Genomic DNA, 13806 nt, shown 5'->3' with positions numbered 1-13806 from the left:
TTAACGCTATATATGAAGGTTTATAGGCCACATTGTAACAATTTATTACCACGGTATTGACCTGCATAATACTTCACGAGTAACCTGTTATAGAAACAATAAAAAGGACTCTATAATGCGTTTAACACCTCTTGTCGCTACAATAGCATCAACTTTAGCAATTACACTCTCAAGCACTGCAATTGCAGATGAAGGCATGTGGCAACCACATCAGCTTCCAGAATTAGAATCAATATTAAAAGCCAAAGGGCTTGAAATAGATGCTAAATCTATTTCAAAATTAACCGAATTCCCGATGAATGCGGTAATTAGCCTAGGTGGTTGTACGGCATCATTTGTATCGCCAAAAGGTTTGGTGGTAACAAACCATCACTGTGCTTATGGCTCTATTCAATACAACTCAACAACCGATAATAATATTTTAGAAAATGGCTTTTTAGCTAAAACTCCAGCGCAAGATTTACCCGCAGCTCCTGGCTCTCGTGTTTATGTTACTAAAACCGTAACTAACGTTACCGACAAAGTAATTAAAGACACTCAACAGTTAAGTGCTAAAGCACGCTACGATGCCCTTGAAAAAAATGAAAAAGCACTGGTGGCTCAGTGTGAAGCCGATGAGAGCTATCGTTGTAATGTGTATTCGTTTCATGGTGGCTTAGAGTATTACCTCATTAAGTCGCTAGAAATAAAAGATGTACGCTTAGCATACGCTCCCGCTATGGGCGTAGGTAAATATGGCGGTGATATAGACAACTGGATGTGGCCGCGCCATACCGGCGACTTTGGTTTTTACCGTGCGTATGTAGGAAAAGATGGTAAACCAGCACAGTACAGCGAAGATAACGTACCTTATGAACCCGATTCTTACTTAAGTGTAAGTGCTAAAGGTGTGCAAGAGGGCGACTTTGTAATGGTAACAGGCTATCCAGGGCGTACTAACCGTTACCGTATTGCTGCAGAAGTAGATAACGTATTTAACGACAGCTATCCTAAAGCGCGTGAACATAATTCAAAATACGTAGCACTTATTGAAGAAAACGCAGAGGACGGCAGTAAAGCGCGTATAGCTTACGAAAGCACTATTGCAGGTTACAATAATTACATTAAAAACTATGGCTCAATGATAGAAAGCTTTAAAAAAGGCACCATGTTTGAGCGCAAAAAACAGTTTGAGCAAGAACTAACTCAATGGATTAATAGTGATAAAACACGCAAGCAGCAATATGGCGATGTTTTAAATGAGCTATCGGCATTAGTAGCGCAATCGCAACTGCATAGCGAGCGCGATCGTATGTTAGGTTATGTACACAGATCACAAATGATCAGTACCGCTCGCAGCTTATACCGTTTAGCGTATGAGCAACAAAAGCCAAATGCAGAGCGAGAGTCTGGATACCAAGAGCGTGACTTACCGCGCATTAAAGCTGGGCTTGAGCGTATGACGCGTCGCTTTGATGCCAATGTAGATAAAGCTATTTTACTGCACTTTTTAGAGCTTTATGCTGCACTTCCGAAAGAAGAGCGCTTTAGCGAGGTTGATAAGGCATTTAAACTACAGAATGGTTTTGATAAAGCGAAACAAAGTGCATTGCTTGAGCAAATGTATACTAAATCAACACTTGATAACGAAGTTGTACGCAATTCATTGTTTGAGCAATCGTTTAGCCAGCTAAACCAAAGCCAAGACCCATTTGTGCAATATGCTAAAGCAATATTTAAAGTAATGAAAGCTGAGGAAGATAAATCAAAAGCACTTGCAGGCAAGTTACAAGCTGCTCGCCCGCAGTTAATGAGCGCTATTATTGCCTTTAATAAAGCACAAAATAAGGCCGTATATGCAGATGCAAACAGCACATTACGAGTAACTTACGGCACGGTAGGTGGCTACTCACCTCAAGATGGCTTGGTAGCAACACCCTTTACATCGCTTGAAGGGTTACTAGCTAAAAACACCGATGTTGACCCATTTAATGCACCTAAAAAGTTACAAGAGCAAATTAAAGCCAAGCTTTATGGTGATTACACCGGCGGCATGAACACAGTACCTGTTAACTTTTTATCAAACGTAGATACAACCGGCGGTAACTCAGGCTCGCCAACACTCAATGGTAAAGCCGAGCTGGTGGGTTTATTGTTTGATGGCGTATATGAAAGCATCATTGGCGATTGGGATTATAACCCAGAACTAAACCGCTCAATTCACGTAGATTCTCGTTACATGCTATGGGTAATGGACAAGGTAGATAATGCCCAAAATTTATTAGATGAAATGAAAATAGTAAAATAAGTTAAGCGTAAAAATAAAGCCGAACCTTTATTTTAGCTGAACTTTATAGCAAATAATAAAATGCCACTTGTTATTAACAGGTGGCATTTTTATATTAAAGAATGAGAAAGGAGATTAAATTATGAGCTATAATTTAAGCACAACACTTTTTATACTTTTTACCACTACCGCATAAACAAGGAGAGTTACGCTCAGGGACTTTATCGAATACTTGCGGTGTAGACTTAACCAGCGCGAATTCAAGCTCTCTTATATCTTCATCACTTTGAGTATTAAGCTCTACTGTAGCAAATAACCTATGTTCTTGTACTATTGCTTCTACTTCTAACTTGCGTTGTGGTGAATTAACCACTAACGATAATGGATGAAGCTCGCTGCCCACTTTTTCATTGCGCTTAGGACTAAAACCGTTACTGTTATTTTTACCCATTATATCGGGCTTACCCATAAAGAAAAATTTAGACATTATACTTATATAACCGTTCTACATTATTTAGACGGCGTATCCTAACAGCTTAGGCATAATATAACTAAGATGTACGCACTATTAGCCAATTTAAATAGTGAAGTTAAAAGTAGCGTTAATAAGTATAACGTCCTATCAAACTATCAATATTAAACTAAGCACTTAAATTAAAAGTGAGCATACCCATGGAAAGTTTAAAAATTGGATTATTAATATCGGCAAGTATTATTATACTTATTGGTTATTTACGCATTATTACAGATGAAAAAGGTAATATAAATTTAAATAATTATAGACTAACAGGGGGAGTATTATTGGTGTGCAAAGGGATATATAAAGGCACGTGCGACCTGATTGCAGGTGAGACATCAAAAAATATGAATCTGCATGTATTATTTATTTAGGCGTAATACTCTTTATTATTGGTTTTAGTTTACAGCTAAACTAGTTATAGCTTTAAAAGTTAACAGTGGTTGTTTTTAAAGGTTAAAAATTTCAATTGTCATTAGTATATTTCAAGTGCACTTAGTAGCATATAAGTGCTAATTTAACGCTAAGTAAATTAATAACAGGGAATATACTAATGAAACTAGAATCTTTAGCGCTGCATCATGGCTACGAATCAGAATCAACCACAAAGTCTGCAGCAGTGCCAATTTATAATACTTCATCTTATACGTTTGATAACACCCAGCATGGTGCTGATTTATTTGATTTAAAAGTACCTGGTAATATTTACACCCGTATTATGAACCCGACTAACGCAGTATTAGAGCAGCGTATCGCGGCTATGGAAGGGGGCGTAGGCGCACTGGCTGTAGCCTCTGGCATGGCAGCAATTACTTACGCAATTCAATGTTTATGTGAAGTTGGCAACAACATTGTTAGTACTAGCCAAGTATATGGCGGCACTTACAACTTATTTGCACATTCATTACCACGCCAAGGAATTGAAGCACGGATGATCAAAGCAGATGACTTTGAGGCCTTTGAAAACGCAATAGATGATAATACTCGAGCAGTATTTTGTGAATCAATTGGCAACCCTGCAGGTAATATTGTTGATATTGCCCGATTAGCCAAAATAGCACACAGTAAAGGTGTGCCCCTTATTGTTGATAACACAGTTGCAACGCCGTACTTATGCCGCCCATTCGAGTTGGGTGCAGATATAGTGGTGCATTCTTTAACTAAATATATAAATGGGCACGGTACAGCCATAGGTGGAATGATTGTGGACTCAGGTAAGTTTGATTGGAAAGCTAATGCAACACGCTTTGCCATGATGAACGAGCCAGATCCGTCTTATCATAATGTTGTTTATACCGAAGCCTTTGCAGAAGCCGCGTTTATTGGTCGCTGTAGAGTGGTTCCGCTTAGAAATACCGGTGCGGCACTTGCACCAAAAAATGCATCAGACATTCTAATTGGCCTTGAAACCTTAGGTTTGCGAATGGAACGTCACTGCGAAAATGCACAAAAGGTGGCTGAGTATTTACAAAAGCACCCTAAAGTTTCATGGGTTAACTATGCAGGCTTAGCGTCAAGTCCATACAACGCAATGTGTAAAAAAACAACTAATGGTAAAGCATCGGGTATATTAAGTTTTGGTATTGTAGGTGGCTTGGAAGCAGGCACTCGTTTTATCGACGCACTCAATATGATACTGCGTTTGGTAAACATCGGTGATGCTAAGTCGCTAGCGTGTCATCCTGCATCAACCACGCATCGTCAGCTTAATGATGAAGAACTCGCTAATGCAGGTGTGAGCCGTGATTTAGTGCGTTTATCGATTGGTATTGAAAATATCGACGATATTATTGCAGATGTAAGTCAAGCGCTCGGTAAAGCGTAAGCTATTTATAAGTAATAACATCGTTTAAAATGCCTCTATACACTGAGGCATTTGTATTTATTGACTCATTGAAAAGCATATAATTAAGTATCTAACTTGATAAGTAAACGGTCTAAGCAAGCCAGGATAGTATAAATAATTATCAATAAGGTTATATTTATCTAGCAAAATAGCTTAAAAGTGGCTAACCGCAATTATAATTGTTATGTTACGTGTAACATAATAAATTAATTACCTGTGATGAAAAAAAATAAACGCTCTTCACTTCAAAATATAGCGGATGCAGTTGGGGTCACTAAAATGACGGTAAGTCGTTATTTACGTAACCCAGAGAAAGTATCAGCAACAACTCAAATCAAAATTAAAGCAGCCATAGATTCACTTGGTTATATTGCTAATAAAGCCCCAGATTTATTATCTAATGCCAAAAGCTACTCTATAGGTGTGCTTGTCCCATCGTTAACTAATCAAGTGTTTTCGCAAGTTATTCGCGGAATTGAAGATATTACTGAGCCTGCTGGGTATCAAACAATGCTCGCGCATTATGGCTATAGCCCCGAAATTGAAGAAAAGAGAGTTGAATATTTATTATCATATCATGTAGATGGGCTAATTTTATCGGAAACAACGCATACCGACAGAACCCGAAAAATGATTGCTATGGCGGGTATTCCTGTGGTTGAAATAATGGATATTCATCACACTCCAATACACCAAGCGGTTGGTTTTGATAACGCTAAAGCTGCTTTTGAGATGACCAATGCGCTTTTAAATAAAGGCTACCGGAATATTGTTTACCTTGGTGCAAGGTTAGATATGCGCACACAATTGAAGTTTCAAGGCTATAGCGACGCAATGTTACTAAGGGGGCTTACTCCTAAAAGTGTGATGACAAATGAAGCTTCGTCGTTTAGTTTGGGCGCTAAATTATTGCAAAAAACACGTACTGAACACCCAGATACTGACTGTATATTTTGTACTAATGATGATTTGGCTATTGGTGCTATTTTTGAGTGTCAAAGAAATAATATTTCTGTTCCTCAACACATGGGGGTTGTAGGCTTTCATGGCCATGATATTGGTCAATCTATGGTGCCTCAGCTAGCCAGTGTGATCACGCCGCGTTATCAGATTGGTAACCTTGCGGGGGCTAAATTACTCAGTCGTATTAGTTCAACAGCAGATATTGAAATACCCGATGAGCAAATATGTGATACCGGTTATGTGATTCATTTAGGTGAAAGTGTTTGATTAACTATGTCACTCATAAAGCAAGAAAATATTAAACCTAGAATATTGAGTTGTAAGTGAAATATGGTGCTTGCCTCCATCAAACAGTAAAAGCTATAACACTCGAAGTAAACACCGATGCTGCTATTTAAGCACAGCATCGGACATATTCAGGGTTTTGAATAAAAATAATTTATAAAAAGAGGGAAATAATCATAGCTACAATAGCACCCGTTGTACCAATAATGGTCTCCATCACCGTCCATGTTTTCAGCGTTTGCATTTCAGTTAGGCCAAGGTAGCGATTAGCTAACCAAAAGCCAGAGTCATTTACATGCGATAAAACGATTGAGCCTCCACCAATGGCGATAGTAACCGCTGCAAGTTGAGCGCCATCTAGTCCAAGCGGCTCTAACATAGGTATAATTAAACCGCATGCTGTAAGCATAGCAACAGTTGCAGAGCCTTGAATTACGCGTACTGCGGCTGCTAATATAAAAGCTAACATAACAATCGGTAAGCCAGATCCCGCAAGCATATTACCAAGCGCTGCACCTACACCCGAATCAACCAATACTTGTTTAAATACTCCCCCAGCGCCTGTTACCAAAATGATAACGCCAGCAGGTTGTAAGGCACTACTGCAAATTTCCATTATACGATCTTGAGGCACACCACGTTTTACACCCAGTAAATAAAATGCCATTAAGCAAGCTGCAAGAATTGCAGTAAATGGGTGACCGATAAACTCCAGCCAATGATGTAAGTTAGATTGTTGTTCAACAAAACGAGAGCCAATCGTATTTAAAGCAATCATTAATAATGGCAGTGCAATTAAACCTAGAGCTAAGCCAAAACTAGGCTCGCCCTCACCGTCTCTAGTATTATCATTATTTTGGGCGTGTTCAGGTAGTTCAACATGAATTGACTTAGCAATTAGCGATCCCCAAAGAGGGCCGCCAATGATCATAGCTGGAATAGCAGCAAGCAAGCCAAATAAAATCATATAACCGTAATCGGCACCAAGTTGAGATGCTACCAAAATAGGGCCTGGCGCAGGGATGAGAAATGCCTGACAAGCAGCGATACCAGCAAGCAGTGCAATACCTATTTTAATAACACTACCACCGCCTTTACGTACCACAGCAAATGCAATACCAATTAAAAGTACCACAGCAACATCAAAAAATAGTGGTAAAGCACATATAAAACCAGTAAAGGTGAGCGCCCAGTTAGCGTTTTTCTCGCCAAAACGATGTAATAACGTATGAGCAATACGGTCAAGCGCTCCAGTTTCTTCCATTACTTTGCCAAACATGGCACCTAATGCAACCACAACAGCAACAAAGCCTAAAGTGCCGCCCATTCCTTTTTGGATAGTTCCAGCGATCATTTGTGGGCTCATTTCAGAGAATAGCCCGGCTATCATCGAAACTAAAATTAAAGCGACAACCGCGTGTAGCCTTACTTTCATGACTAAAAAAAGTAACAGTAGAATAGAGCCTACCGCGGTTAGTATTAAAGATAAATCTGACATATGTTCCCTACTTAAATCCAACTCAAATTATGACGGTTAACTTGTGTTTAATTTCATATTATATTAAGTTACGCGTAACATGTTGCCAGTAACTTAATATAAAAATTCATTCAAAGCTAATGAATTTTTAAAAAAGTAGAGTGAGATTAGCTAAATGAGCCACATAAATATGGGTCGAATATTTATTATTATGGGTGTATCAAGCACCGGAAAGTCGAGTATTGGTTATGCGCTTGCGAAAAAAATGGACGCTAAATTTATTGATGGCGATGATTTACATCCCAAAGCAAATATTTTAAAAATGTCATCAGGACATCCGCTTAATGATGATGATAGGGTGCCGTGGTTAGAAAGAATTCGTGACGCTGCGTTTAGTATTGAGCAAAAAAATGAAGTGGCCGTTATTGTTTGTTCAGCCTTAAAGAAAAAATACCGAGAGCAAATATGCGAAGGAAATGTGAATATTACTTTTTTACATTTACAGGGAAATTTTGAATTAGTTAAGCAGCGAATGCAAGATAGAAGAGGGCACTTTATGCCTACTGAGCTATTAAAAAGTCAATTCGAGACATTGGAAATCCCCCAAGCAGATGAGTTAAATGTAATTAGTATCGACATTAATAAATCATTTAAGCAGGTTGTAAGCGCTTGTTTTCAAGCTACGCAAACCGATATAAATTTAGCTAGCGGGTAACCTATAAGGTATAAATACAAAAATAATGAGTAATAAAGTAGATACCATTTATTTCAAACGTTCAATAACAGGCTAAATTTAACAACAGTTAGTTTTAGTCTATTATTGAAGTTAAAGTTTTATAACCCAGATGTTTAGCTTACCTATTAAAACCCCAGCTATTCATTGCTTAATCGGCTCGTGGGGTTGCTAAAATCACCTTTTTTTCATCTTCAGATAAAATAATCCACTCAAAAATTTCAGCATTGGTACGACCGCAGCCGGTACATAGCCCACTGCGTCGTTGGCAAACTCCAATACAATCGGTTTTAAATTTAGACTTGCTAGTTTTTGTTTGAAAACCCATAAAACCCTATAAAAAAATTATTGTTTAGTAGCCACTGATTTGCCAATTTCTAATGAGGTAGACCACGATTTTAAACTAGATAACGTTTTACCTGTGTAGATTGAAATAACAGGGGTGTTTTCATCAAGTACGAAAGTAGTACGAATCGAGTTTTTTGACTCTTTTTGGCTTTCATGCCAATTACTTTCAAGCAAGCATTGGCGAGTAAAAGCGACAGCTTTTTGATGATCTGTTACAGCAGCCATTTGCTCTTTGTAACTATTTTGACAGCGGTAAATAACATTGTCATGATCAAACGCAGTAATTTGGCATTGCTTACCCACTAAATGATAGTTAGTGCTCCAGCTATCCATAAATTTTGTGGTTACTTTGGTTGTTTTTAGCGATTCAAAACGGGTATCGTATGCACCTAGTAAGGTTTGAATTTTATTACATGGTGTAAGTTGATCTATGGCGGCTGTTTGCTCAGTAACAACGCTAGAACAACCTGAAATTACCAAGCCAGTAAATACGACAGAGGCTAACTTCTTCATTCAATATATCCTTTTAATTAATGAATTTAGTGCGCTATGTGCTAAAGCACACTAAATAATTTAAGTGTGCTTTTTATAGGAAGTTGTTGGTATTAAAGCTACAACTTACTTATGGCGACCTATTAAGCATTTTACTACGTCTTCAAGGGCTAAGCCTTGGCGTTGTAATAACACTGTAAGGTGATAAATTAAATCAGCCGACTCGTTTGTTAGCTCATCGTTATCGTGTTTCATTGCTGCAAGGGCAACTTCTACGCCTTCCTCGCCTACTTTTTGACAACTACGGCTTAAATCTTCTGCGAACAAAGACGCTGTATAACTTTTAGCTGGGTCGTCGTTTTTACGCGCTACAATAACATCTTCAAGTTGCGCTAAAAAGCTTAGGCTTGGTTTTGCATCATCGCCAAAACAGCTTTGTGTGCCTAAGTGGCACGTTGGGCCTTCTGGGTTGGCAAGTACTAAAATAGAATCGTTATCACAATCGGTATGCACTGACACAACATTTAAATAGTTTTGAGATGACTCGCCTTTGGTCCATAAACGCTCTTTTGAGCGCGAGTAAAAGGTTACTTTTTCAGTTTTTAATGTCACGTTAAGTGCTTCGCTGTTCATGAAGCCTTGCATTAAAATAATACCAGAGCGTGCATCTTGAATAATAGCAGGGATCATTTCACTTTTAGTGAAATCAACTTGAGTTTGGTTGTCGAGTGTTAATATCATAATCTTGCGGCCACTTGGTTATTAGTTAAAAATTGTTTTAGTTCACCAATGTTAATCACATTTTTATGAAAAACACTGGCTGCAAGTGCGCCATCAACTTCACTTTGTTTAAACACATCTACAAAATCTTGCATAGATCCAGCACCGCCTGAGGCGATAAGAGGAATATTACACAGTTCGCGTATTTTACTTAATTGCTCAATATCATAACCGTTACGTACGCCGTCTTGGTTCATACAGTTTAATACTATTTCGCCAGCACCAAGATCTTGTACACGTTTAACCCATTCTTGCGTTTTATAGCGGGTACGGCTTGACGCATTAGGATCGCCAGTAAGTTGGTACACTAAGTATTCACCGGTCACTTCATCGTAAAAGCTATCTATACCGACCACTACGCATTGCTTACCAAATTCATCGTGCAGCTCTTTTATTAGCTCAGGGCGGGCAATAGCAGGGCTGTTAATGCTGATTTTGTCTGCGCCGCGTTCAAGTACGCGAGCTGCATCGGCAACCGACTTAATACCACCTGCCACGCAAAAAGGAATATCAATATGGCGGGCAATACTCTCTACCCAATTTACATCGAGTAAGCGTTTTTCAACACTGGCACTAATTTCGTAAAAAACCAGTTCGTCTGCACCGGCTTCGCTGTAAGCTTTTGCCATAGTTAAAATATCACCAACTACTTCATGGCCTTTAAACTTTACGCCTTTGACTACTTGGCCGTCTTTAACGTCGAGACATGGAATTATACGTTTTGATAACATGGGAAAGTCTCGCAGGTAGTGTGTTTATTTTTAAAAATCATAGCAACTATTCTTTTCGTTAATATTTTGCATGAATAACAACAACATCAAAAACATTATTGTCGGCAAAAGTGATCTTAATAATTACCTACAGTATATATATATCTAAGCGTTATTTATAGGCGAAATATCTTATAGTTAATTACTTTTAAAGCTATTCAGAGGATTGTATAAATAACAAAAAGTGCGTGTTTACGGATGCTAATTACGTGCTGTATTAATGCGTTAACCTATAATGAACGGCTCTAAGCAGCCGCTAACTTAGCGCTTTTTAGGATATACATAGTGAAGCTGTAGGAATATTTGAGTTTTTCAGTTCAGTTCATTTAAGTTATGTATTGTTAAAATTAAATGCTCAACTTAAATTGACTTGTGGTTGGCTGTTATTAGCATGATCATGCTTTTTACTTTTATGTTCATACATTCTTTTATCCGCTTTGTTAAGTAACTCATCTAAGTTTGCTGCTTCGTCGGGATATAACGCATAGCCAATGCTCACTGTAATTAAGAGTTCGTTATCTTGCAACACAATAGGTAACTCAATAGCGTTTAAGTATCTGGTTATTTGTTTTTCTATTTGGTTGACGTTTTCAATATCGGTGCTTATAACAACGAACTCATCCCCGCCAATACGCGCGATACAGTCTGTTTTACGGGTAATATCCTTTAAACGATCGGCTATTACGGTTAATACAAAATCGCCAACTATATGGCCGTGAGTATCGTTTATTGGCTTAAGTTTATCTAAGTCAAAATATAAACAAGCTACTTTACTGTTCTCTTGTTTAGCTTTTCTAAACTCACATTCAGCAAACTTTGTTAGGCTGTTACGGTTTGCAAGCCCTGTTAAATAATCGGTTTGAGCTAGTTTTAGTACTTCGTTTTCAGCGATAATACGCTTTGAAATATCAGAATTAATACCGACTATGCTATCACCATATACTCGGCCATCGGCGTTTATATAACGTATTGTTCCACAGGGCAGTATAATTTTAAATTCAGCATGAAACTTTTCATTGTTTGCTATTGCCTTGGTCAGGCTATTTGTAACACTATCATAATCATCAGGATGAATTGTTTGTGACCACTGAGCATAGTTACTAGAAAAAGTACTCTTTTTAATGCCATAAAGTGTGTGCATCCAATCATCCCAAATAAGCACATCGGTTTTAAAGTTCCATTCCCATATGCCAATATTAGCCGCATCTGCGGCTAATGCCATTCGATGATGCAAATTATCTAGCTCAATTCTAGCTTCTCTGAGCTCAGTAATATCTTCAGCAATACCAAGTAAAAACTTAGCCTTACCTATACTATCTTTTATAATCACCTTGTGAGTACGTAAATAACGAGTTGTTCCATTTATGGTTACGGGTTCTTCGTTAATTGTTAGCGAATTGTTGGAGTTCAATACTTTGCGATCAGCTTTTACAAAAAACTTTGCTTGCTCTGCTGGGAATATATCAAAGTCATTTAGTCCAATAAGCTGTTCTTGTGATTTACCAAGTAATTTTTCAGCGGCTTTATTTACATGACTATAATTTAGGCTCTTAGTTTCTTTAATAAATAAAATGTTAGGTAGGGTATCAAATATAGTTTGTGTAAAGGCTTCTTGGTTTTGAATATCGGTTAAATCTTTAATAGTAGCGACTAAAGGGGCGTTAGATAACTCGCTTATAGGGTTGATTGCGATTGTTATGGGAAAAACTTGCCCACACTTATTGCACCCCTGTAATAATTGGCTTTTGCCAAAACTGGGTTGATCTTCATTAAATGAATGATAAAACTTTGCATGCTTTTTTGGCAGCAATATAGCAATGTTTTTGCCAATTAACGCCTGTTGATCAAAACCAAATACTTTAGCGGTTGGAGGGTTAGCAAATTCGATAATGCCTTGGCGATCAAAACATATCACTACGTCTTGTACTGTATTTAGTACTGCTTTTAATTTTGCCGATAACAAGCTTCTGGCACGTAATTCCATACTGCCTACTAAAAATAAGCTCAATACTAGCACTACAAATATAATCACTTGGGCAAGTTGTGCACTGTTGTCATTTGCAAGGTAGGTTGTATGGCTAGATTCAAATACATACATAGAGAGCATACCAATATAATGCATACCCGAAATAGCACTGCCCATTACCAGCGCTGCTAAGAAGTTAACCCGCTTTTGTTTATTTTGCGTTGTTTGGCGTAATTCATTTATTTTTAAAGCTAAGCCCGAAAGTGCTACGGCAATAAATACAGAGAACGTAAACAGAATGGGCTCATAAGCCATATGCGCTGGCATTATCATGGCTATCATACCTACGTAATGCATACTGCAAATACCTAAGCCCATAAGTATACTTCTTAACCATAAGTGTTTAAAACGCTCTAAATTAGGGGATATAACAAAATAACTAGCAAATATACTGGGTAAAATTGAAACTAGTGTTATAGGTATATTGTATCTTACAGGAATAGGGAGTTGGTAGGCTAACATGCCAACAAAATGCATTGCCCAAATACCTGCACCTAAAAAGCATGATGACAGTAGGGTCCAAAAAAGCTTTTCGTTTTTAAGTTGCGCGCCTTTAATACGAGCAGAAAGTAAAAATGAAATATAAGATGCAAATACCGCTGTAAATACAGATGCTAAAACAAGTATGGTGTCATATTTGGCTGTGATCACCGCTGCTTTGAGCATTTCTGGCGTTACAAAATGTAGCGTTAAATGATTAGTCAATGCGGTCCCTCACCTTAATTATAAGCTCTAAGGGCCTATTTATGAATAACTTAAGTATAGTATACAAATATAGTGTTGACCATTAAATGCTTAACTGAAAAATATTACTTTGGGTTATTTTAGTACCGTTAGTATGAGGGTTTTTAGAGGTTTTATAACGGGGAAATAGGGTTAAGCAAGTTGGTTATGTTAAGTAAGTTGCGATATAAAATGAGTTTGTTGGATTAACTATGGAGTTAGCTTTAACGTATTGATAATAAAGTATGAAGTAACATTGTTTTAATACTTCAGAGGTAAGCACTTTTTAAGTGCATCAGTACTTACAGCGCGTGGGCCATGGCGCTAATAGCGGGGCTGTTGTTAACGCTCGCCATAGAAGAGATATTAATTATGCTGCCATAATCGCTATTTTTCATGTGAGGAGCCACTAATTGACAAAGTCGGCACATGGTAAACACATTCATATCAAATACGCGTTTAAATTGGCTACTTTAATGTCGCAAGGGTTTTATTTACCTGTACCATCGCCGCCAACAGTGTTAACAAGTACGCCGATGGGCACTTTATTAAAGTTATGAAGCTAGTTATTTATCAACAG

The 13806-nt window shown here is 37.9% G+C and carries 12 protein-coding genes; 5 read left to right on the top strand and 7 right to left on the bottom strand.

Translation table 11 applies throughout. From position 1 onward, the window contains the following. Nucleotides 1-115 precede the first annotated feature (115 nt). The gene (locus tag HC000_RS02410) at nucleotides 116-2287 is read left to right on the top strand and encodes a S46 family peptidase (protein ID WP_086997434.1); all 2172 of its coding nucleotides are present in this window, start codon (nucleotides 116-118) and stop codon (nucleotides 2285-2287) included. A 133-nt stretch (nucleotides 2288-2420) separates the two neighbouring features. Here HC000_RS02410 and HC000_RS02405 read toward each other — a convergent pair whose 3' ends face one another. Continuing rightward, nucleotides 2421-2753 carry a PBPRA1643 family SWIM/SEC-C metal-binding motif protein gene (locus tag HC000_RS02405; RefSeq protein ID WP_179806871.1) on the bottom strand — a complete coding sequence of 111 codons (333 nt, stop codon included), beginning with the start codon at nucleotides 2751-2753 and terminating at the stop codon, nucleotides 2421-2423. Between the two features lie 185 nt (nucleotides 2754-2938). Between HC000_RS02405 and HC000_RS02400 the strand changes: the two genes are divergently transcribed. The 3 genes from HC000_RS02400 (at nucleotide 2939) to gntR (ending at nucleotide 5859) form a co-directional block, all read left to right on the top strand. Continuing rightward, complete coding sequence (locus HC000_RS02400) at nucleotides 2939-3157, top strand: MetJ regulator of methionine regulon (protein ID WP_257025405.1); 219 nt, start codon at nucleotides 2939-2941, stop codon at nucleotides 3155-3157. Between the two features lie 179 nt (nucleotides 3158-3336). Next, nucleotides 3337-4608: an aminotransferase class I/II-fold pyridoxal phosphate-dependent enzyme gene (locus tag HC000_RS02395; protein ID WP_179806870.1), complete on the top strand. Its 1272-nt coding sequence runs from the start codon at nucleotides 3337-3339 to the stop codon at nucleotides 4606-4608. A 240-nt stretch (nucleotides 4609-4848) separates the two neighbouring features. Next, nucleotides 4849-5859, top strand: coding sequence for a gluconate operon transcriptional repressor GntR (gene gntR / locus HC000_RS02390; RefSeq protein ID WP_041454938.1), 1011 nt, complete (start codon nucleotides 4849-4851; stop codon nucleotides 5857-5859). A 172-nt stretch (nucleotides 5860-6031) separates the two neighbouring features. On the opposite strand, the gene gntU is transcribed toward gntR, so the two are convergent. Beyond that, nucleotides 6032-7375 carry a gluconate transporter gene (gene gntU, locus HC000_RS02385; protein ID WP_179806869.1) on the bottom strand — a complete coding sequence of 448 codons (1344 nt, stop codon included), beginning with the start codon at nucleotides 7373-7375 and terminating at the stop codon, nucleotides 6032-6034. A gap of 154 nt (nucleotides 7376-7529) precedes the next feature. Here gntU and HC000_RS02380 point away from each other — a divergent pair, with 154 nt between their 5' ends. Next, complete coding sequence (locus HC000_RS02380; RefSeq protein ID WP_218910916.1) at nucleotides 7530-8069, top strand: gluconokinase; 540 nt, start codon at nucleotides 7530-7532, stop codon at nucleotides 8067-8069. A 169-nt stretch (nucleotides 8070-8238) separates the two neighbouring features. Here HC000_RS02380 and HC000_RS02375 read toward each other — a convergent pair whose 3' ends face one another. The 5 genes from HC000_RS02375 to HC000_RS02355 all read right to left on the bottom strand — a co-directional run bounded on the left by HC000_RS02375 (nucleotide 8239) and on the right by HC000_RS02355 (nucleotide 13208). Further along, a complete protein-coding gene (locus tag HC000_RS02375) occupies nucleotides 8239-8415 on the bottom strand; it encodes a DUF1289 domain-containing protein (RefSeq protein WP_179806868.1) in 177 nt (58 codons plus the stop codon). 17 nt (nucleotides 8416-8432) lie between these two features. After that, entirely contained in the window at nucleotides 8433-8948 is a 516-nt protein-coding gene (locus HC000_RS02370) for a hypothetical protein (RefSeq protein WP_179806867.1), read from the bottom strand. A gap of 105 nt (nucleotides 8949-9053) precedes the next feature. Continuing rightward, nucleotides 9054-9668 carry a bifunctional phosphoribosyl-AMP cyclohydrolase/phosphoribosyl-ATP diphosphatase HisIE gene (gene hisIE, locus HC000_RS02365; RefSeq protein WP_086997536.1) on the bottom strand — a complete coding sequence of 205 codons (615 nt, stop codon included), beginning with the start codon at nucleotides 9666-9668 and terminating at the stop codon, nucleotides 9054-9056. After that, nucleotides 9665-10438: an imidazole glycerol phosphate synthase subunit HisF gene (hisF, locus tag HC000_RS02360; protein ID WP_011330107.1), complete on the bottom strand. Its 774-nt coding sequence runs from the start codon at nucleotides 10436-10438 to the stop codon at nucleotides 9665-9667. Before hisF ends, hisIE begins: the two co-directional genes overlap by 4 nt. A 394-nt stretch (nucleotides 10439-10832) precedes the next feature. Next, on the bottom strand, nucleotides 10833-13208 hold the full coding sequence (locus HC000_RS02355) for a diguanylate cyclase (protein WP_179806866.1): 2376 nt from the start codon (nucleotides 13206-13208) through the stop codon (nucleotides 10833-10835). Nucleotides 13209-13806: the final 598 nt, after the last annotated feature.

The organism is Pseudoalteromonas sp. MIP2626 (genome assembly GCF_013414205.1).
In the GTDB taxonomy this organism is placed as follows: Bacteria; Pseudomonadota; Gammaproteobacteria; order Enterobacterales; family Alteromonadaceae; genus Pseudoalteromonas; species Pseudoalteromonas nigrifaciens.
The sequence above is the reverse complement of the archived record's forward strand: the minus strand, read 5'-3'. Positions and strand labels throughout refer to the sequence as shown.

What these genes read in the sequence shown, in the direction of transcription:
- HC000_RS02410 (WP_086997434.1), top strand. Translation starts at nt 116, where the DNA reads ATGCGTTTAACACCTCTTGTCGCTACAATAGCATCAACTTTAGCAATT.
- HC000_RS02405 (WP_179806871.1), bottom strand. Translation starts at nt 2,753, where the DNA reads ATGTCTAAATTTTTCTTTATGGGTAAGCCCGATATAATGGGTAAAAAT.
- HC000_RS02400 (WP_257025405.1), top strand. Translation starts at nt 2,939, where the DNA reads ATGGAAAGTTTAAAAATTGGATTATTAATATCGGCAAGTATTATTATA.
- HC000_RS02395 (WP_179806870.1), top strand. Translation starts at nt 3,337, where the DNA reads ATGAAACTAGAATCTTTAGCGCTGCATCATGGCTACGAATCAGAATCA.
- gntR (WP_041454938.1), top strand. Translation starts at nt 4,849, where the DNA reads ATGAAAAAAAATAAACGCTCTTCACTTCAAAATATAGCGGATGCAGTT.
- gntU (WP_179806869.1), bottom strand. Translation starts at nt 7,375, where the DNA reads ATGTCAGATTTATCTTTAATACTAACCGCGGTAGGCTCTATTCTACTG.
- HC000_RS02380 (WP_218910916.1), top strand. Translation starts at nt 7,530, where the DNA reads ATGAGCCACATAAATATGGGTCGAATATTTATTATTATGGGTGTATCA.
- HC000_RS02375 (WP_179806868.1), bottom strand. Translation starts at nt 8,415, where the DNA reads ATGGGTTTTCAAACAAAAACTAGCAAGTCTAAATTTAAAACCGATTGT.
- HC000_RS02370 (WP_179806867.1), bottom strand. Translation starts at nt 8,948, where the DNA reads ATGAAGAAGTTAGCCTCTGTCGTATTTACTGGCTTGGTAATTTCAGGT.
- hisIE (WP_086997536.1), bottom strand. Translation starts at nt 9,668, where the DNA reads ATGATATTAACACTCGACAACCAAACTCAAGTTGATTTCACTAAAAGT.
- hisF (WP_011330107.1), bottom strand. Translation starts at nt 10,438, where the DNA reads ATGTTATCAAAACGTATAATTCCATGTCTCGACGTTAAAGACGGCCAA.